Annotated in this window: 16 protein-coding genes; 12 read left to right on the top strand and 4 right to left on the bottom strand. The window is 63.7% G+C overall.

The genetic code is table 11. From position 1 onward, the window contains the following. Positions 1-15 precede the first annotated feature (15 nt). The 12 genes from BLR92_RS16090 to slmA all read left to right on the top strand — a co-directional run bounded on the left by BLR92_RS16090 (position 16) and on the right by slmA (position 13,255). Positions 16-984, top strand: a complete 969-nt coding sequence (locus BLR92_RS16090; RefSeq protein ID WP_089730305.1) for a TRAP transporter substrate-binding protein — start codon at positions 16-18, stop codon at positions 982-984. Positions 985-1,100: 116 nt separating this feature from the next. Next, on the top strand, positions 1,101-1,676 hold the full coding sequence (locus tag BLR92_RS16095; RefSeq protein WP_089730306.1) for a TRAP transporter small permease: 576 nt from the start codon (positions 1,101-1,103) through the stop codon (positions 1,674-1,676). Continuing rightward, positions 1,667-2,947 carry a TRAP transporter large permease gene (locus tag BLR92_RS16100; protein ID WP_089730307.1) on the top strand — a complete coding sequence of 427 codons (1,281 nt, stop codon included), beginning with the start codon at positions 1,667-1,669 and terminating at the stop codon, positions 2,945-2,947. The genes BLR92_RS16095 and BLR92_RS16100 overlap by 10 nt, the downstream gene beginning before the upstream one ends. Positions 2,948-2,949: 2 nt before the next feature. Next, positions 2,950-4,095 carry an Ldh family oxidoreductase gene (locus BLR92_RS16105; protein WP_089730308.1) on the top strand — a complete coding sequence of 382 codons (1,146 nt, stop codon included), beginning with the start codon at positions 2,950-2,952 and terminating at the stop codon, positions 4,093-4,095. Next, positions 4,092-5,570: a mannitol dehydrogenase family protein gene (locus BLR92_RS16110; RefSeq protein ID WP_089730309.1), complete on the top strand. Its 1,479-nt coding sequence runs from the start codon at positions 4,092-4,094 to the stop codon at positions 5,568-5,570. Before BLR92_RS16105 ends, BLR92_RS16110 begins: the two co-directional genes overlap by 4 nt. An 11-nt stretch (positions 5,571-5,581) precedes the next feature. After that, the gene (gene uxuA / locus BLR92_RS16115) at positions 5,582-6,769 is read left to right on the top strand and encodes a mannonate dehydratase (protein ID WP_089730310.1); all 1,188 of its coding nucleotides are present in this window, start codon (positions 5,582-5,584) and stop codon (positions 6,767-6,769) included. Between the two features lie 99 nt (positions 6,770-6,868). Continuing rightward, positions 6,869-8,194: an outer membrane protein assembly factor BamB family protein gene (locus BLR92_RS16120; RefSeq protein WP_089730311.1), complete on the top strand. Its 1,326-nt coding sequence runs from the start codon at positions 6,869-6,871 to the stop codon at positions 8,192-8,194. A gap of 102 nt (positions 8,195-8,296) precedes the next feature. Next, positions 8,297-9,649 carry a bifunctional phosphopantothenoylcysteine decarboxylase/phosphopantothenate--cysteine ligase CoaBC gene (gene coaBC, locus BLR92_RS16125; protein WP_089730312.1) on the top strand — a complete coding sequence of 451 codons (1,353 nt, stop codon included), beginning with the start codon at positions 8,297-8,299 and terminating at the stop codon, positions 9,647-9,649. Continuing rightward, positions 9,646-10,134, top strand: coding sequence for a dUTP diphosphatase (gene dut, locus BLR92_RS16130; protein WP_089730313.1), 489 nt, complete (start codon positions 9,646-9,648; stop codon positions 10,132-10,134). Before coaBC ends, dut begins: the two co-directional genes overlap by 4 nt. 95 nt (positions 10,135-10,229) lie before the next feature. Further along, on the top strand, positions 10,230-11,612 hold the full coding sequence (locus BLR92_RS16135) for a phosphomannomutase/phosphoglucomutase (RefSeq protein WP_089730314.1): 1,383 nt from the start codon (positions 10,230-10,232) through the stop codon (positions 11,610-11,612). Positions 11,613-11,649: 37 nt separating this feature from the next. Continuing rightward, positions 11,650-12,555 (top strand): acetylglutamate kinase, encoded by a 906-nt coding sequence (gene argB / locus BLR92_RS16140; RefSeq protein WP_089730315.1) that lies wholly within the window; start codon positions 11,650-11,652, stop codon positions 12,553-12,555. Between the two features lie 82 nt (positions 12,556-12,637). Beyond that, positions 12,638-13,255, top strand: a complete 618-nt coding sequence (gene slmA, locus BLR92_RS16145) for a nucleoid occlusion factor SlmA (protein ID WP_089730316.1) — start codon at positions 12,638-12,640, stop codon at positions 13,253-13,255. Positions 13,256-13,530: 275 nt separating this feature from the next. Here slmA and rpoH read toward each other — a convergent pair whose 3' ends face one another. The 4 genes from rpoH to ftsY all read right to left on the bottom strand — a co-directional run bounded on the left by rpoH (position 13,531) and on the right by ftsY (position 17,599). Next, a complete protein-coding gene (gene rpoH, locus BLR92_RS16150; RefSeq protein ID WP_089730317.1) occupies positions 13,531-14,397 on the bottom strand; it encodes an RNA polymerase sigma factor RpoH in 867 nt (288 codons plus the stop codon). 213 nt (positions 14,398-14,610) lie between these two features. Further along, positions 14,611-15,606: a permease-like cell division protein FtsX gene (ftsX, locus tag BLR92_RS16155; protein WP_089730318.1), complete on the bottom strand. Its 996-nt coding sequence runs from the start codon at positions 15,604-15,606 to the stop codon at positions 14,611-14,613. Then, positions 15,603-16,283, bottom strand: a complete 681-nt coding sequence (gene ftsE, locus BLR92_RS16160; RefSeq protein WP_089730319.1) for a cell division ATP-binding protein FtsE — start codon at positions 16,281-16,283, stop codon at positions 15,603-15,605. The genes ftsX and ftsE overlap by 4 nt, the downstream gene beginning before the upstream one ends. Further along, positions 16,280-17,599 (bottom strand): signal recognition particle-docking protein FtsY, encoded by a 1,320-nt coding sequence (ftsY, locus tag BLR92_RS16165; protein ID WP_089730320.1) that lies wholly within the window; start codon positions 17,597-17,599, stop codon positions 16,280-16,282. Before ftsY ends, ftsE begins: the two co-directional genes overlap by 4 nt. Positions 17,600-17,618 lie beyond the last annotated feature (19 nt).

Here is a 17,618-nt window from a genome sequence, read left to right on the forward strand (position 1 = left end):
AGCCAGGAGAAAACGATGTTCAAGAAACTCTTTGCCAGTGCCGTGATCGGCGCGGCGCTGATCGGCACTCAAGCCGCCGGCGCCGCCGATTTCACCCTGAAGTTCGGCCATCTGGCCAATGAGCAACATATCTGGAACCAGGCCGCCGAGCATTTCAAGGAGCAGGTCGAGAAGAACTCCGATGGCCGCATCGCCGTACAGATTTTCCCCAATGAGCAATTGGGCAACGAAATGAGTGTCATCAACAGCATTCAGTTGGGTACTGCCGATATGACCATCACCGGCGAGAGCCTGCAGAACTGGGCACCCAAGGCGGCGATGATGGCGGTGCCGTACCTGTTTCGCGACTCGCAGCATTTGCGTGACACGGTCACCAGCGACATCGGCGATGAAATCGAGGCGCAGATCACCGAGAGCACGGGCCTGGTGCCGATTGCCTGGTTCGAGCGCGGACCACGCCAGTTGACGTCCAATCGCCCGATACGCAAACCCGAGGATCTCAACAACCTGCGTTTACGCGTACCTAACGTGCCGCTGTTCGTCGATACCTGGCAGGCGCTGGGTGCCAAGCCGGTCCCCATGGCGTTCAGTGAAGTCTTCTCGGCGTTGCAACAAGGCATTATCGAAGGGCAGGAGAACCCATTGAGCCTGATCAAGAGCGCCAGCTTCAGCGAGGTTCAGGACTACGTGAACATGACCGGCCATGTGCGTAGCTGGATCTATGTCGTGATTGGTCAGAAGAAACTCGAAAGCATGCCCGAGGAGCTGCAGCAGGTCGTGCTCGACGCCGCCGAGGAAATGCAGGCCTATCAGGCGAAGTTGTTCGAGGAAGACCAGAAACGCTTGAAGGAAGCCCTACAGGAAGAAGGCATGGAGTTCATCGAGGTCGATCAACAGGCTTTCGCCGAGAAAGCGACGCCGGCTGTTCTCAAATCATTGTCGGAAGAACAGCGAGCAATTTACGAAGCCATTCAAGACCTTTGATGCCTATGCGGGCGGGAGGATGCAGATCCCCCTGCCCGCTTCATCCCCATTGGTAACGCCTGACAGCTTCGGCCTTGGTGTCTATGCGATGGTCGTCGCTCGATAGAGGAAACGTCATGGACTCCGACGAAAAGGATCTAGAGAACATCGATGTCATGTCGACCGTACCCAAGGTCGGGGGCACCATCGGCAAACTCTTCGACATACTCGATTCCATTTTCACGGCATTTGCCACCCTGGCGCTTCTCGCCATTGTTTTTACGGTTCTTGTGCAAATAATCAGCCGGCTGTTTTTTCCTTCACCGCCCATCTGGACGGCGGAAGGCTCGAAATACCTGTTCATTTACATGGTCGCCATGGCATCAGGCGTGGTAATTCGCAGAAGCCGTAACGTCAATGTCGAGCTTTTCCAAGTGTATCTGAGCCCTCGCGGCCTGGCCGTCTACCAGGCCGTGATATGTACGCTGATCGGCTCGTTCGCCGCGTACATACTCCCGCATGCCTGGGCGTTCGCGCAGGTCGGTACCTTTCAGTCGTCACCGACCCTGTATATCTCCATGTTCTATATCTTCCTGTCGACGGTCTTTCTGTTCTCGTTGGTGCTGTTATACAGCGCAATCGGCGTGTTCGAGGCAATCGCCGCCATGTTTCGCAAGCCACCCACCGAGACGGAGTCAACATCATGGAATTGATCGTACTGTTCGGTGTGTTTCTGGTATTGATGCTGGTGGGAATGCCCATCGCCTTTGCTCTCGGCATCTCCTCGGTCAGTTTCTTATTGATGGCGGACATTTCTCTTACCATCGTGCCGCAACGCATGTTTGCGGGCATCAACTCCTTCGTATTGCTGTGCATACCCGGCTTCGTGCTGGCCGGCAACCTGATGAATGCAGGCAATATCACCGAGCAGATCATCCGCTTTTCCAACGCCCTGGTGGGGCACATCCGTGGCGGCCTGGGGCTGGCCAACGTGGCCGGTTCGATGATTTTTGGCGGCGTATCCGGCACCGCCGTGGCGGACACCGCGAGCATCGGTTCGGTGATGATTCCCGGCATGGCCCGCTCAGGCTATGACAAACCCTTCTCGGCCGCCGTGACCGCTGCCTCCTCGACGGTCGGCCCGATCATCCCGCCCAGCTTGCCGATGATCATCTGCGGCTCGCTGGCCAGCGTCTCGGTCGGGCGCATGTTCATCGCCGGCGCAGTCCCAGGCCTGCTGTTGGGACTGGCGATGATGGTCACCACGTATATTCTGGCCGTGAAGCGCGGCTATCCCAAGGAGAAGCGGGCGACCTTGGGTCAGATCCTCTCCGAGGGGCGCAGCGCCTTCTGGGCCCTGCTGATGACGTTCATCATCCTCTACGGCATCATCGGCGGCTTTTTTACCGCGACCGAAGCATCCATTGTCGCCAGCGTGTACGCCTTGATCGTCGGCATGTTCATCTACAAAGGCCTGACTTGGCGCCAGTTGCCGGCGATCTTTGCCGATACCGCCTTGACGACAGCCGCGTTAATGCTGCTGGTAGGCATGGCCAATCTGTTCGGCTGGATTCTCACCACGCAGCAGATACCGGCGATCATCGCCGAGACGATTCTCGGCATCAGCGACAACCCCATCGTGGTGATTCTGATCATCAATCTGCTGCTGCTTTTCGTCGGCATGTTCATGGAAACCATCGCCGCCCTGATCATCCTCTTCCCGACATTGCTCGGTGTGGCGACCGGCATCGGCATGGACCCGATCCACTTCGCCGTGATGATGGTCCTGAATCTGATGGTCGGCCTGTCGACACCGCCGGTTGGCGTGTGCCTGTTCGTCGCCTCGAGCATCGGCAACTTGCCCATGCTGAAAGTCGCGCGGGCCATCGTGCCGTTTCTGGTCTGCAACCTCATCGTACTGTTGCTGGTAGCTTATATCCCGGCCATTTCGTTGTGGCTGCCCAACCTGATCATGGGGCAGTGATCATGGCAAGAGCGAACGATAAGAAGGCGACCGACACCGCCCAAAGGCTGTCCCGCGCGGCGCTGACCGACTTCTGCCGAGACGTGTTCATCGCCCACGGCCTGAATCATGACGATGCCACACTCTCCGCAGCCGTGCTGGTCGCAGCCGATGCCCGCGGCATTCCCTCACACGGAGTAGCCAGGCTGCCGCGCTACGTGGGCGGGCTCGAAACCGGAACCATCGTCGCCGGCACCGCACCGCAGATCCTGCACGAGACGCCGCTGTCACTGGCTCTCGACGCTCGGGGCGCAATGGGCGCACCAGTCAGCCAGCAGGCGATGGACGCGGCGATCGCCAAGGCGCGCACGAGCGGCGCCGGATTCGCCACGGTGCGCGACAGCAACCACTTCGGCATCGCCGCCTGGTATGCGATGGCCGCGCTCGAGCACGACATGATCGGTATCGCCATGACCAACACCGCCGCGCTGGGCGTGCCCACCCACGGTACCCAGGCGATGTTTGGCACCAACCCGATCGCCTTCGCCGCGCCGGCCGAGCGCGAACGCGCCTTCGTATTGGATATGTCGACCACCGCGGTGACCTACGGCAAGATCGAGGTCTACGCGCGCCAGGGCCAGCCGCTGCCGGCAGGCTGGGCTAGCGATGCGCGTGGCCGCCAGGCCGTCGATGCGGCCAGCCTGTGGGAATCGATGAACCGCTACGCCGGTGGCGGCCTGCACCCGCTCGGCGGCGCCGGCACCGCGCTCGGTGGCCACAAGGGCTACGGCCTGGCGACGATGGTCGACATCTTGAGCGGGGTACTCTCCGGTCACGGCTTCGGCCAGCATCTGCACGACACTCCCAGCGCGATGGGCCGTGTCGGCCACTTCTTCGCCGCCTTTCGCATCGACATGTTCCGCGAGGCGAGCGAGTTCCGCCGCGACATGGATCAACTGCTCGGTGAGCTGCGCGCCTCGCCCCCGGGAGAGGGCCAGTCGCGCGTCTACTACGCCGGCTTGAAGGAGATCGAGCGCGAGGACGAGGCCGCCGAATCCGGCGTAAGGGTGGCCGACAACGTGGTCGAGGCGCTGATCGCCGAGGGCGCGCGTGTCGGCGTGACGCTGCCGCCGGGCGTGGATCGGCAACGGCGGGAGCCGCGTTCATGACCCGAGTCGAGCGTGTGGCCTCGCGACAGACACCCGCCACGATAGGCATGGTGCATCTCGGCCTGGGCGCCTTTCATCGCGCCCATCAGGCGGTCTACCTGGAGCGTTATCGTCAGCGCAGCGGCGACGAGCGCTGGGGTCTGTGCAGCGCCAATCTGCGCTCCAACCTCGCCTTGGTCGCGCGCCTGAGAGACGCCGATGGCCGCTACCACGTCGCCGAGCACGCCGACAGCGAGCATGTCGTGCTGCGCGAGATCGGCGTGCTTCGCGAGGCGCTGTTCACTGGGTGCGATGACGCGGGCGAGTGGGGGCGCGATCTTGCCGCCCTGCTGCAGCGGATGGACTCGCCCGAGGTACGCATCGTCAGCCTGACGGTGACCGAGAAGGGCTACTTCCTCAACCCGGCCAGCGGCGAATTGCTGAGCGACGACCCGGCCATCGCTCATGACATTGCGCATCCGCAATCGCCGCATACCGCGCCGGGCCTATTGGTCGAGGCGCTGGCGCGGCGCCACGCGGGGGGCATGCCGGCGTTCACGGTGCTGTCCTGCGACAACATGCCGGACAACGGCAAGCGCACCCGCCGGGCGGTCACCGACCTGGCGCGCCGGCGCGATCCAGCCCTGGCCGAGTGGATCGCCCGCGAGGTGACCTTCCCGTGCAGCATGGTCGACCGCATCGTGCCGGCGATGACCGATGCCGATGTCGCGCGCCTGCGCGATCTTGGCGTCGACGACCCCGCTGCGGTGGTCTGCGAGGCCTTCAGCCAGTGGGTGATCGAGGACGACTTCCCCCAGGGCCGGCCCGACTGGCAGCCGGATGGCGTGCAGATGGTCGCCGACGTCGCCCCGTTCGAGACCATGAAGCTGCGCATGCTCAACGGCAGCCATTCGCTGCTCGCCTACCTGGGCGCGCTGGAGAACATCGAAACGGTCTTCGATGCGGTGCGCCAGCCTGAGTTCACCGCCCTGCTGCGGCGCTACCTGCATTACGAGGCGGCGCCGACGCTGGCCATGCCCGAGGGCACCGATCTCGACGCCTACGCCGAGCACCTGCTGGCGCGCTTCGCCAACGACAGCCTGCGCCACCGCCTGCAGCAGGTCGCCATGGACGGTTCGCAGAAGCTGCCCCAGCGCTGGCTGCAGGGCGCACTCCAGCGGCTCGAAAGCGGCGGCGACGTCGCTTGCACGGCATTGGGCGTGGCGGCCTGGATTCGCTACACCGCCGGCAGCGACCTGCACGGCAATCGCCATGCGCTCGACGATCCACTGGCCGAGACCTTCGCTGCGCTGCATCGTCGCCATGGCGACGATGCCGGCAGCCTCGTCCAGGCATTTCTAGCGCTTGACGCCGTATTCCCGGCCGCACTGGCCGAGTATTCGTGTTTCGTCGATAACGTCGAAAATGCCTACCGCTCACTGCATCGCCAGGGGGTTACCGCCACCCTGGCCGACATCGACAACTTGATTCGTTAAAGGAGCGCACCATGGAGCAGACCTGGCGCTGGTTCGGCCCCGACGACCCCATTAGCCTCTTCGAGATTCGCCAGACCGGCGCGACCGGCATCGTCACCGCCCTGCACGAGATCCCCAATGGTGAAATCTGGACGGTCGAAGCGATCGATGAGCGCAAGCGCCTCATCGAGAGCGCCGGCCTGACCTGGTCGGTGGTCGAGAGCGTGCCGGTACACGAGGATATCAAGCAAGGCCGTGGAGACTGCGCGGCCTATATCGCCAATTACCAGCAGACGCTGCGCAACCTCGCCGCCTGCGGCATCGACCTGGTCTGCTACAACTTCATGCCGGTACTCGACTGGACGCGCACCGACCTGGCCTATCGTCTGCCCGACGGCGCCCTGGCGCTGCGCTTCGACCAGACCGCCTTCGCCGCCTTCGATCTCCACCTGCTCGAACGCCCCGGCGCCGAGCGGGAGTACAGCGACAGCGAGAAAACCGCCGCCCGCGAGTACCTGGACGGCTTGGACGACGCTGCCCGCCGGCGCCTGATCGACAACATCATCGCCGGCCTGCCCGGTACCGAGGAGCACTACACGCTGGCGCAGTTTCGCGATGTACTGAGCGAATACGACGGCATCGATGCCAAACGTTTGCGCGATAACCTCGGTACCTTCCTGCGCGCCATCGTGCCGGTGGCCGAGGAGGTCGGCATTCGCCTGGCCATCCATCCCGACGATCCGCCACGCCCGATGTTCGGCCTGCCGCGCGTCGTCTCGCATCCCGACGATGCCCAATGGCTGTTGGACGTGGCGCCGAGCCCGGCCAATGGCCTGACACTATGTACCGGCTCTTACGGAATCAACGCCTCCACCGATCTGGTCGAGATGGCCAGGCGCTTCGCCTCGCGCATCTACTTCGCCCACCTGCGCGCGACGCAGCGTGAAACGCCCGATCCACGCTCCTTTCATGAGGCCCATCACCTGGGCGGCAACGTGGACATGGTCGGCGTGGTTCGGGTGCTGGTCGAGGAAGAAATCAGGCGCGAGCGCGAGGGCGGGCCCCGGCTGCCCTTGCGTCCCGACCACGGCCACCAGATTCTCGACGACCTACGCCGCGATACCCGCCCCGGCTACCCACTGATCGGTCGCATGCGGGGCCTGGCCGAGCTGCGCGGCATCGAAGCCGCGATTCGGCACCTGAATGTAACACCCAGCTAGTCTAGAATCCGGAGGTAAGGCGGTCTCATCAAAGCAGAGCCACCGCCTTGTTAGGCACCACACGGATTCGTCACGACTAAGGAAGGGAAAGGAGACCCTATGAAACGCTGGCAATCGTGGTCACTGCTGATTGCATGCTGCACCGTCTCGATGACGTCCCTGGCGGATCAAGAGAGTCGCTTCGGCCCGCCGCAATGGACGCAGTATCGCCTGAACAGCACCAATAATGCCGTCTACGACAACGGTGCCGAGGCCTTGCCGCGTACCAGATACCGCACCGGCGAGCAGGTCAGGGCGACGCCGGTGATCGTGGGTGACTCGCTGTATGTGGGCAACCACGCTACGGGCGGCATGTTCCGCTTCGATCTGGCCAGTGGGCGGGTTATCTGGGGCGCCAGTGACCCGTGGTTTCGTCATGCGCCCAACTGGATTCATGCGGATATGATTCAGGCCGATGGGCGCATCTTCGTTGGTTACGGTAACCGCATGTTCCAAGGCCCCTGGCTACGCGGCACGGGTAGCAGCGGGGTCATGGCGGTGGACCCCGAAAGCGGAGCAACGCTGTGGAAGCATGCCACGCTGGGCGAAGTCATGCCCACCCCGGCTTTCTACGATGGCACCCTGTACACCGTGACCGGTGCCGGCAAGTTGCTTGCCCTGGCGCCTGACAGCGGCAAGCTCCTTTGGTCGCTGGCATTGCCCGGTTGGGTGAGCATGTCATCCCCAGTGATAGATGACGACGGCATGCTCTACGTCGGCGCGCTCAACAGCGTCGTCGGCGTTGACTTGGCGAGTCGTGAAATACGCTGGACGTTCGAGGAGGAGGCCTCCTTCACGGATGTTCCGCCGGCGATCTCAGACGGTATCGTGGTGATTACCGCCAAGGCGAGTCGTCGACAGCTTAGCGACAAACAGCGTCAAACGTATTCGCGCCAACGGGGCGACTTTCACTTCATCTACGCCTTCGATGCCGAGTCCGGTGAGTTGCTCTGGCGCGATCTTCTCGGCAGCGGCGCCCCTCAGGACAACAACACCTCGGGCGCGCCAGCGATCGCCAATGGCCACGTCTATGTGGGCAGCCCCTATACCTACTCGGTATTCTCGTATGATTTACACAGCGGCCAGCGGGTCTGGGAATACCCCTTGGGCACCAAGGTCAAGGGAGCGCCAGCCATCGCCAATGGCAAGGTGCTGTTCGGCGATACGACGGGCTTCCTCCACCTGCTGGACGCCAAGACGGGCACACCTCCGAGCTGTGAGAACGGCCGCCCTGCCGGCAAGCTGAAACTGGGCGGTTCGAGCAATAACTCGAAAACCGTGGCCCTCGCCCCAGGCGGCCCGATAGTCATCAACGACACTGTCTTCGTCGGCAGCCAGGACGGCTTCGTCTACGCCGTGCCCATGGCGGAACTCGGTTGTCATTAATGCTTCCGGACGCTCCCGCCATGGCATGGGGCCTGCACGCCCAACTACGCAAAATCGGGCGCTGATGATAAGGTAACGGCTGGATTCATCGGGACGTTCACCATGTCACCACAGGCCGGACCACGATTGGCTGGAAAGCGCATTCTGCTCGGCATCAGCGCCGGTATCGCCGCCTACAAGAGCGCCCACTTGGCGCGGCTGCTGAAGAAGGCCGGCGCCGAGGTACGGGTGGTCATGACCGCAGGCGCCCAGGCGTTCATTACACCGCTGACCCTGCAAGCCTTGACCGGGGAGGCAGTGCGCACCTCTCTGCTCGACCCCGAGGCCGAAGCCGGCATGGGGCATATCGAGCTGGCCCGCTGGGCCGAATTGATCCTGATCGCGCCGGCCACCGCCGACCTGATGGCGCGCTTGGCCCATGGCCATGCCGACGATCTGCTGACCACGCTATGCCTGGCAAGCGGCGCCGAGTGCGTGATGGCGCCGGCGATGAACCAGGCCATGTGGCGCCACCCGGCCACCCAGGACAACGCCCGCCGCCTGGCCGATCTCGGCTGGCGCCTGCTCGGCCCCGATGCCGGCGACCAGGCGTGTGGCGATATCGGCCCGGGACGCATGCTCGAACCCGAGGCGATCGTCGATGCGCTTTTCAGCTCGCCCGAGGCCGCTTCTCTGTCTAGGTCGCCCGAAGACGCTCCAGTCAGGTCGTCCGAAAGCGCTCCCGACTCCAGTAACGCAGCGGCCAGCGGATTGACGATCACCATCACCGCCGGCCCGACCCGCGAACCGCTGGACCCGGTGCGTTATCTGTCCAACCACAGCTCGGGCAAGATGGGTTATGCACTGGCCGCCGCCGCCGCGAGCCGTGGCGCGCGGGTGCGCCTGATCAGTGGTCCGGTGGCGCTGGATACACCCCCCGGTGTCGAGCGTATCGACGTCGAGTCAGCCATCGAGATGTGTGAGGCCGTGCGCCGGGCCGCCGCCGACAGCGATATCTTCATCGGCTGCGCGGCGGTCGCCGACTACCGCGCCGAGCAGATCAGCGAGCATAAGCTCAAGAAAACCACCGACGACGACACCCTGACCCTGCGGCTGGTCAAGAATCCCGACATCATCGCCGAGATCGCCGCCTGCGAGCCGCGTCCGTTGATGATCGGCTTCGCCGCCGAAACGCGCGACCTCGAAACCTACGCTCGCGACAAGCTAATCCGCAAGAACCTCGACATGATCGTCGCCAACGACGTCGGCCAGGCCGGACTGGGTTTCGGCGCCGAACGCAACGCCGCGCTGCTGCTATGGCGTGAAGACCAGCGGCGCGACGGCTCGTCGGCGCCGGGGCGTCTCGAGCTGCCGGCGCAGAGCAAGGCCACCCTGGCCGAGACGATCATCGACACGGCGCTGGCGCGCTTCGCCGCGCGCGCGCCGTCAAAACCATCTCAACAGGACACTCCATGACCGATTCCATGACGCCCGGCGACACCCGCCGTGGCGCCACGCTCGCCGTCAAGATTCTCGATGACCGGATCCGCGACTACCCGCTACCCCACTACGCGACCCAGGGCAGCGCCGGCATGGACCTGCGCGCGCTGCTCGACGCCCCGCTGGAACTCGCGCCCGGCGCCTGCGAGCTGGTGCGCACCGGTCTCGCCGTGCATATCGCCGACCCAGGTCTTGCCGGGATGATCCTGCCGCGCTCGGGGCTCGGCCATAAACACGGTATCGTGTTGGGCAATCTGGTCGGGCTGATCGATTCCGACTACCAGGGCGAGCTGATGATCTCGGTTTGGAACCGTGGCCAGACGCCGTTCGTGCTCGAGCCGGGCGAACGCCTGGCACAGTATGTATTGGTGCCGGTAGTGCAGGCCGAACTCGAGGTCGTCGAGGACTTCGACGCCAGCCTGCGCGCCGGCGGTGGGTTCGGGCATTCTGGTCGCCACTGACGTTTTGGGCCGTCACTAACGTTGTGGGGCTTCCCTAACATTTTGGGAACACGGCAAATCCTTATTTACGTTACCAAGGAATCAAGGAGAGATTCATGAGCCAGATAACCGCGTCGATCTTCCGCGCCTACGATATTCGCGGCATCGTCGACGATACCCTGACCGAGGCGAGCGTCGAACTGATCGGCCGCGCCATCGGTAGCGAGGCCGCCGCGCGTGGCGAGTCCACGGTGGTGGTCGCCCGCGACGGGCGTATCTCCGGGCCGCGCCTCAAGGATGCCCTGGCGCGCGGACTGACCGCCACCGGGCGCGACGTCATCGATATCGGCATGGTGCCGACGCCGGTGCTGTATTTCGCCACCCACGTACTCGACGGCAGCGCCTCCGGCGTGATGGTCACCGGCAGTCACAACCCGCCGGATTACAATGGCTTCAAGATCGTGCTGGGTGGCGAGACGCTCTCCGGCGACGCCATCACCGCACTGTATGAGCGCATTGCCAACGACGACCTGGCAAGCGGCCAGGGCAAGATTCGCGAGCACGACGTGCGCGACGCCTACCTCGAGCGCATCCTCGGCGACGTCACGCTGGCGCGCCCGCTCAAGGCGGTCGTCGATTGCGGCAACGGCGTGGCCGGCGAGCTGGGCCCCAAGCTGATCGAGCGCCTCGGCGTGGATACGGTGCGCCTGTTCGACGAGATCGACGGCACCTTCCCCAATCATCACCCCGACCCGGGCAAGCTCGAGAATCTCAAGGACGTGATCCGCACCGTCAAGGACACCGGCGCCGATATCGGCCTGGCCTTCGATGGTGACGGCGACCGCCTCGGCGTGGTCACGCCCCAGGGCGAGGTGATCTATCCCGATCGGCTGATGATGGCCTTCGCCGAGGACATGCTGAACCGCAATCCCGGCGCCAAGGTGATCTTCGACGTCAAGTGCACCGGCAATCTGGCTCAGGTGATCGAGAATGCCGGCGGCACGCCGGAGATGTGGCGCACCGGTCATTCGCTGATCAAGGCGCGCATGAAGGAAACCGGCGCCCAACTGGCCGGCGAGATGAGCGGGCATATCTTCTTCAAGGAGCGTTGGTACGGCTTCGATGACGGCATCTACGGCGCCGCGCGGTTGCTGGAAATCCTCTCCCGTCAGGACGCCGACGCCGACACCTTCTTTCACCGTTACCCGCAGGATCTCGGCACCCCGGAACTCAACGTCAAGGTCACCGACGACGACAAGTTCGCCATCGTCGACAAACTGGCCAGGGAAGGCGATTTCGGCGACGACGGCGTCAAGACCACGCTCGACGGCATCCGTGTCGATTATCCCGACGGCTGGGGCCTGTGCCGCGCCTCCAACACCACGCCGATGCTGGTGCTGCGTTTCGAGGGCAAGAACCAGGCGGCGCTGGAGCGCATTCAGGCCAGTTTCCGCGCGGCGCTCAAGCAGATCGCGCCGCAGGCCGAGCTGCCGTTCTGAGTATTCATTTTACATTGCATTAGGAGAACGATCGTCGATGAGCGAACCCCGTGATCCACGTCAGGTGGTCGAGGTGCTATCCGAGGCGCTGCCGTATATCCAGCGCTTCTCCGGCAAGACCGTGGTGGTCAAGTACGGCGGCAACGCCATGACCGAGGACGCGCTGATCGACTCCTTTGCCCGCGACATGGTGCTGATGAAGGAAGTCGGCATCAACCCGGTGGTGGTGCATGGCGGCGGCCCGCAGATCGGCGAGTTGCTTGGCAAGCTCAAGATCGAGTCGCGCTTCGTCGGCGGCATGCGCGTCACCAACGCCGAGACCATGGACGTGGTCGAGATGGTGCTCGGTGGGCTGGTCAACAAGGGCATCGTCAATCTGATCAACCAGTGCGGCGGCAAGGCGATCGGCCTGACCGGCAAGGACGGCGGCCTGATTCGCGCCCGCCAGTTGAAGGTCGAGCACCAGAGCCCCGAGATGACCGCACCGGAAATCATCGATATCGGCCACGTCGGTGAAGTCGAACATATCGCCACCGACCTGATCGAGATGCTCACCGCGCGCGACTTCATCCCGGTGATCGCGCCGATCGGTGTCGATAACGCGGGCCGCAGTTACAACATCAATGCCGATCTGGTGGCCGGCAAGGTCGCCGAGGCACTGGGCGCCGAAAAACTGATGCTGCTGACCAACGTCGCCGGGCTGATGAACGCCGAGGGCGAGGTGCTGACCGGATTATCCACCGCACAGGTGGACGAACTGATCGCCGACGGCACCATTCATGGTGGCATGCTGCCCAAGATTCGCTGCGCGCTGGAGGCCGTCAAGGGCGGCGTGGCCAGTTCGCATATCATCGACGGTCGCGTCGCGCATGCCACGCTGCTGGAAATCTTCACCAACGCCGGCGTCGGCACGCTGATCACCGATGCGGCGAACCGGGAATAGGGACATACACGACCTTTGCGGTTTGCCCCGGCAAGGGCCCGCCAAGTAGGATTAGCGTAACCAAAATTATTAGAAGAACGACATGACGCAGGCGACAACCAAGCAAAGCCGCCGGGAGCAGATTCTCCAGGCGCTGGCACTCATGCTCGAGGAAGATAGCGGCAAGCGCATCACCACGGCATCGCTGGCCCGCCAGGTCGGCGTTTCCGAGGCGGCGCTGTATCGCCATTTTCCCAGCAAGGCACGCATGTTCGAGGGGCTGATCGAGTTCATCGAGGAAAGCCTGTTCGAGCGCATCCGGCGTATTCTCGATGAAACCCCCGACGCCCTACCCCGCTGCGAGCATATTCTCATGCTGCTGCTGGGTTTCGCCGAGAAGAACCCCGGCCTGTGCCGGCTATTGAGCGGCGATGCCCTGACCGGCGAAACCGCACGGCTGCGCACGCGCATGAACCAACTGTTCGAGCGCCTGGAAACGCAGCTCAAGCAACTCCTGCGCGAGGCCGAGATACACGAAGGCCTGCGCACGACGCTGCCGGTTTCCTCGACGGCCAATCTCTTGCTGGCCTACGCCGAGGGGCGTATCGGCCAGTACGTGCGCAGCGACTTCAAGCGCCTGCCCACCGCGCATTGGGACGAGCAGTGGCGGCTACTCGCCAGGGAGCTGATGGTGCCGGTCGCCAAGGCGGCGCGAGCCTAAGAACTACTGCATAAATGCCTGCACGGACTAGGCGTCCCCGACGAATCACTGTGTCACGCGGTGCTGGTGCGCCAGCCCGGTCGAGAAAAGCCTAACTATATGTTATGTCTTTTCTTCTGTGCTCCGGGCTCCTTGTGACGTAGCGACGCCCGCATCATTCCGTTCGTCAATTTATCCAGCAGTTCCGTAGCGTGTCTCCGGAGCCAACATAAAAAGAGCGGCGCCCGGCTTGTCGTCGCCGGGCGCCGCTTTTTCTTCGAACATCTAGCGGGATACTACGCCACCAGCGAATCGTCCAATTGCAAGCGAATCTTCTTCATGGCGTTCTTTTCCAACTGACGGATACGCTCGGCGGAGACGCCGTAAACGTCGGCCAGCTCATGCAGCGTCGCCTTATCCTCGGCCAGCCAGCGGCTTTGCAGAATATCCCGCGAACGCTCGTCCAGCGTCGCCAATGCATTCTGCAAGCGCTGCGTGGAATCCTCTTCCCAGTCGCTGTTCTCGACCTGAGTCGCGGGATCGTAGCGACCGTCTTCGAGATAATGTACCGGCGCCTGGTAGCCCTGATCGTCGTCCTCGCCGGGCGAGGCATCGAAGCCGGCATCGAACGCCGTCAGGCGACCTTCCATCTGCCGCACCACCTCGGGCTTGACGTCGAGATCCTTGGCGATGGCCTCGACTTCGTTGCTGTTGAGCCATCCCAGGCGTTTCTTGGCGCCGCGCAAATTGAAGAACAGCTTGCGCTGGGCCTTGGTGGTGGCGACCTTGACGATACGCCAGTTGCGCAATACGAATTCGTGAATTTCGGCCTTGATCCAGTGCACGGCGAAAGACACCAGGCGCACGCCCTGGTGCGGATCGAAGCGCTTGACCGCCTTCATCAGCCCGACGTTGCCTTCCTGAATCAGGTCGGCCTGCGGCAAGCCGTAACCGGAATAGCTGCGGGCGATATGCACCACGAAACGCAGGTGCGCCATGACCAGGCGCCGCGCGGCCTCGAGATCGCTCTCTTCGGTCAGGCGCAAGGCCAGTTCATGTTCTTCCTCGGCGGTCAATACGGCAATACGATTGACCGCTCGGATGTAACCGTTCAGATCCTGGCCCGGTGATAAATGGCCAATAGGCTGAAGACTGGTGCTCATTGCAGGGATGTCTCCATGTTGCCCAACAAACGTGACGAGCCTCGTGTAGCGGCTCGACCCAAGATGACGTTATCGATAAATGCCATCGATAAACAATTCGCCGAAAACCTTAGCTGCCTAATCTATCGTGGCGTCACTCAGACCACTAGCGTAGATAGAAGTTCGACTTTCGTGCAACCTGCTCCGTCAACATTTTAGCCAGACAGGAACAGGCTAGCGTGGTCGTATTTCCGCAAGATGACGGCTCACCGCCATCCAGCCACCCAACCAACCCAGTAGTGTACTCGAAACCAGCAGGATTGCCGAGCCATCCAAGCCCAATCCCGGCATGCTGAAATGCGCCCCGTAACTCTGCGCCAGGGCCTGTACGGGTGCCGCCAGCCACTGGCCGCCGAGGCTCAGCAAGGCCCACGCCAGCAACCCGCCGCCGAGCCCGTACCAGGCACCGCTATACAGGAACGGGCGACGCACGAAGGCGTGCGTCGCGCCAATCAGCGTGACCACTTCGATTTCCTTGCGCCGACTCTCCACCGCCAGGCGAATGGTATTGCCGACGATCAGCAGCACGCCAAGACCGAACAGCACACCCAGCGCCAGCGTCAGCCGTTGACCCAGCTCGGCGATGCGCCGCAGGCGCTCGAGCCAGGCCAGATCGAGACGTACCTCGTCGACACCGTCGACGCTGCCCAGTTGCCCAGCCAGGTCGCGCACCGCTTCGGGGGCCGTGTTCAGCGGCGTAATCACCACGCTGGCCGGCAATGGATTGTCGTCGAGTCGCGCCAGTGCATCGTCAAGCCCCAGCACCTGCTGGAACTCGGCCATGCCCTCGGCGGCGGTCACCAGCCGTGCGCTACCGACATCGGGGTGCGCGCGCAGCGTCTCGGCAAGGGCCATGGCCTCGCGCTCAGCCATTGATGGCGTCATATACACCGTCAGCGTGGCACTCTCTTCGAGTTGGGCGTCGAGTAACCGGGCGCTGTCCAGCGTCAGCCACAGCCCACACGGCAGAACCAGCGCGATGCCGATGGCTAGCATGGTCAGCAGGCTGGCCAGCGGATGACGAACCAGCCGTCCCGCGCTGTCCCTGGCCATGGCACGATGGTGGCGCGCCCAGGCGCGTGCCCGGCTGTCGAGGCCGGTGCGCTGACTCCGCGCGCCACGACGACGAGTGGCGCCCTGCGATGTCGCGGACGTCTGGCGATCACTCATGAGGCGACCTCGTGAGCGTGCTCGTCGGCGATCAGGCGACCGTCGCGCAGACGCAACACGCGGTGGCGCAGCCGAGCGATCAGCGCCAAGTCGTGGCTGGCGACCATCACGGTGGTGCCGATACGATTGAAATCCTCGAACAGGCGCATGATATCGGCGGAGAGTTGCGGGTCGAGATTGCCGGTCGGCTCGTCGGCGAGCAGCAGCGCCGGTTTGTTGACTACCGCGCGCGCAATGCCGATGCGCTGCTGTTCGCCGCTGGAAAGCTCGATGGGCAGCGCCTTCTCGCGGTGCAGCAGGCCGACCTTTTCGAGTGCCGCGCGCACCCGGCGCGCCGCTTCGCGGGGCTCGACGCCCTGAATCTCCAGCGGCAACGCGACGTTGGCGAACACACTGCGATCGAGCAGTAACTGGTGATCCTGGAACACCACGCCGATCTGGCGACGGTAGAAAGGCACCTGGCTGTCGTGCAGGCGATCGATGTCGTGCCCGGCGACCATCACGCGACCGCGCGACGGCCGCTCCAGGCGCATGATCAGGCGCAGCAGCGAACTCTTGCCGGCCCCGGAATGCCCGGTCAGGAAGACCATCTCACCGCGCCGCACATGAAAATCGAGACCGGCGAGCGCCTCGAAGCGCCCACCGTAACGCTTGCCGACGTGCTCGAAGGCAATCATCCGGCGCCCTCGTCGTCGCGAGCGAACAGCGCACCGACGAAGTCATCCGCCGCGAAGGGGCGTAGATCGTCGAGCGATTCGCCGACCCCGATAAAGCGAATCGGCGTCGCCAACTGCTTGGCCAGCGCGAAGATGATCCCGCCCTTGGCGGTGCCATCGAGCTTGGTCAGGGTAATGCCGGTAATCGGTATCGCCTCGTTGAAGGTGCTCGCCTGGGACAGCGCGTTCTGGCCGGTGCCGGCGTCGAGCACCAGCATCACCTCATGAGGGGCGGCCGCATCGAGCTTGGTCATCACCCGGTGCACCTTCTTGAGCTCTTCCATCAGGTGACTCTTGTTATGCAGCCGCCCAGCGGTGTCGGCGATCAGCACATCGACGCCGCGCGCCTTGGCCGCGGCCAGGGCGTCATAGATCACCGAGGCGCTGTCGGCGCCGGTGTGCTGCGCCACCACCGGCACCTTGTTGCGTTCGCCCCACACCTTCAATTGCTCCACCGCTGCGGCACGAAAGGTATCTCCGGCAGCGAGCATCACGCTGCGCCCTTCGGCCTGGAAGCGCTGGGTCAGCTTGCCGATGGTGGTGGTCTTGCCCACGCCATTGACGCCGATCATCAGGATCACGAACGGCCCCTGGCCCTTGGGAGGCAGCGCCAACGGCGTGGACACCGGCGCGAGCAGCTCGGTCAGTTCGCCCTGTAATGCGCGATACAGCGCCTGGGGCTCGTTGAGCTCCTTGCGCGAGACGCGCGCCGAGAGATTGTCGATGATCTCGCTGGTCGCCTCGATGCCGACGTCGGCCAACAACAGCTGCGTCTCGAGATCCTCCATCAGTTCATCGTCGATCTGCTTCTTGCCCAGGAAGAGATCGGCGATACCCTCGGTCAGGTTGCTACGCGTCTTGCCCAACCCCGAGCGGATACGCGCGAACCAGCCGAGTTTTTCCGGCGCTGGGCCAGGCGCGTCCTGGCGAGCTTGGGTTTCCTCTTTGTCCAGTGCAGGGTCCAGCACATCGCCCTCGGGGCGATGCACTTCTTCGGCGAGCGCTTCGCGTGGCGTATCCACCGGCACCTCGTCGAGGGCCGTGTGTGCCTCGCCTGTCGCCAGGTCGCCATCGAGCGCCTCCTGGGCGGCTTCACGCTCGAGGTCGTTCGGCACGTATTCGGCGGCCTGCTGCGCCTCGGGGTCGACTTCATGTACCGCTGCGTCGGGCGTAGCGATGGCTTCGGAAGAGTTGTCCTGGGCCTCGTCGGCCGGTTGCTCCAGCGTTTCGTGCTGGTCGGATGGTTGTTTCTTCTTGCGCTTGAAAAAACCGAGCATGGGCGAGTATTAATCCTGG

It is taken from the genome of Modicisalibacter muralis, from assembly GCF_900102945.1.
Lineage (GTDB): Bacteria > Pseudomonadota > Gammaproteobacteria > Pseudomonadales > Halomonadaceae > Modicisalibacter > Modicisalibacter muralis.

Bases quoted from the DNA above. Each gene is read 5' to 3' on its own strand.
- slmA (WP_089730316.1), top strand. From the start codon at position 12,638: ATGACGCAGGCGACAACCAAGCAAAGCCGCCGGGAGCAGATTCTCCAG.
- coaBC (WP_089730312.1), top strand. From the start codon at position 8,297: ATGTCACCACAGGCCGGACCACGATTGGCTGGAAAGCGCATTCTGCTC.
- BLR92_RS16135 (WP_089730314.1), top strand. From the start codon at position 10,230: ATGAGCCAGATAACCGCGTCGATCTTCCGCGCCTACGATATTCGCGGC.
- BLR92_RS16120 (WP_089730311.1), top strand. From the start codon at position 6,869: ATGAAACGCTGGCAATCGTGGTCACTGCTGATTGCATGCTGCACCGTC.
- BLR92_RS16090 (WP_089730305.1), top strand. From the start codon at position 16: ATGTTCAAGAAACTCTTTGCCAGTGCCGTGATCGGCGCGGCGCTGATC.
- uxuA (WP_089730310.1), top strand. From the start codon at position 5,582: ATGGAGCAGACCTGGCGCTGGTTCGGCCCCGACGACCCCATTAGCCTC.
- argB (WP_089730315.1), top strand. From the start codon at position 11,650: ATGAGCGAACCCCGTGATCCACGTCAGGTGGTCGAGGTGCTATCCGAG.
- dut (WP_089730313.1), top strand. From the start codon at position 9,646: ATGACCGATTCCATGACGCCCGGCGACACCCGCCGTGGCGCCACGCTC.
- BLR92_RS16095 (WP_089730306.1), top strand. From the start codon at position 1,101: ATGGACTCCGACGAAAAGGATCTAGAGAACATCGATGTCATGTCGACC.
- BLR92_RS16100 (WP_089730307.1), top strand. From the start codon at position 1,667: ATGGAATTGATCGTACTGTTCGGTGTGTTTCTGGTATTGATGCTGGTG.
- ftsY (WP_089730320.1), bottom strand. From the start codon at position 17,599: ATGCTCGGTTTTTTCAAGCGCAAGAAGAAACAACCATCCGACCAGCAC.
- BLR92_RS16105 (WP_089730308.1), top strand. From the start codon at position 2,950: ATGGCAAGAGCGAACGATAAGAAGGCGACCGACACCGCCCAAAGGCTG.
- rpoH (WP_089730317.1), bottom strand. From the start codon at position 14,397: ATGAGCACCAGTCTTCAGCCTATTGGCCATTTATCACCGGGCCAGGAT.
- ftsX (WP_089730318.1), bottom strand. From the start codon at position 15,606: ATGAGTGATCGCCAGACGTCCGCGACATCGCAGGGCGCCACTCGTCGT.
- ftsE (WP_089730319.1), bottom strand. From the start codon at position 16,283: ATGATTGCCTTCGAGCACGTCGGCAAGCGTTACGGTGGGCGCTTCGAG.
- BLR92_RS16110 (WP_089730309.1), top strand. From the start codon at position 4,092: ATGACCCGAGTCGAGCGTGTGGCCTCGCGACAGACACCCGCCACGATA.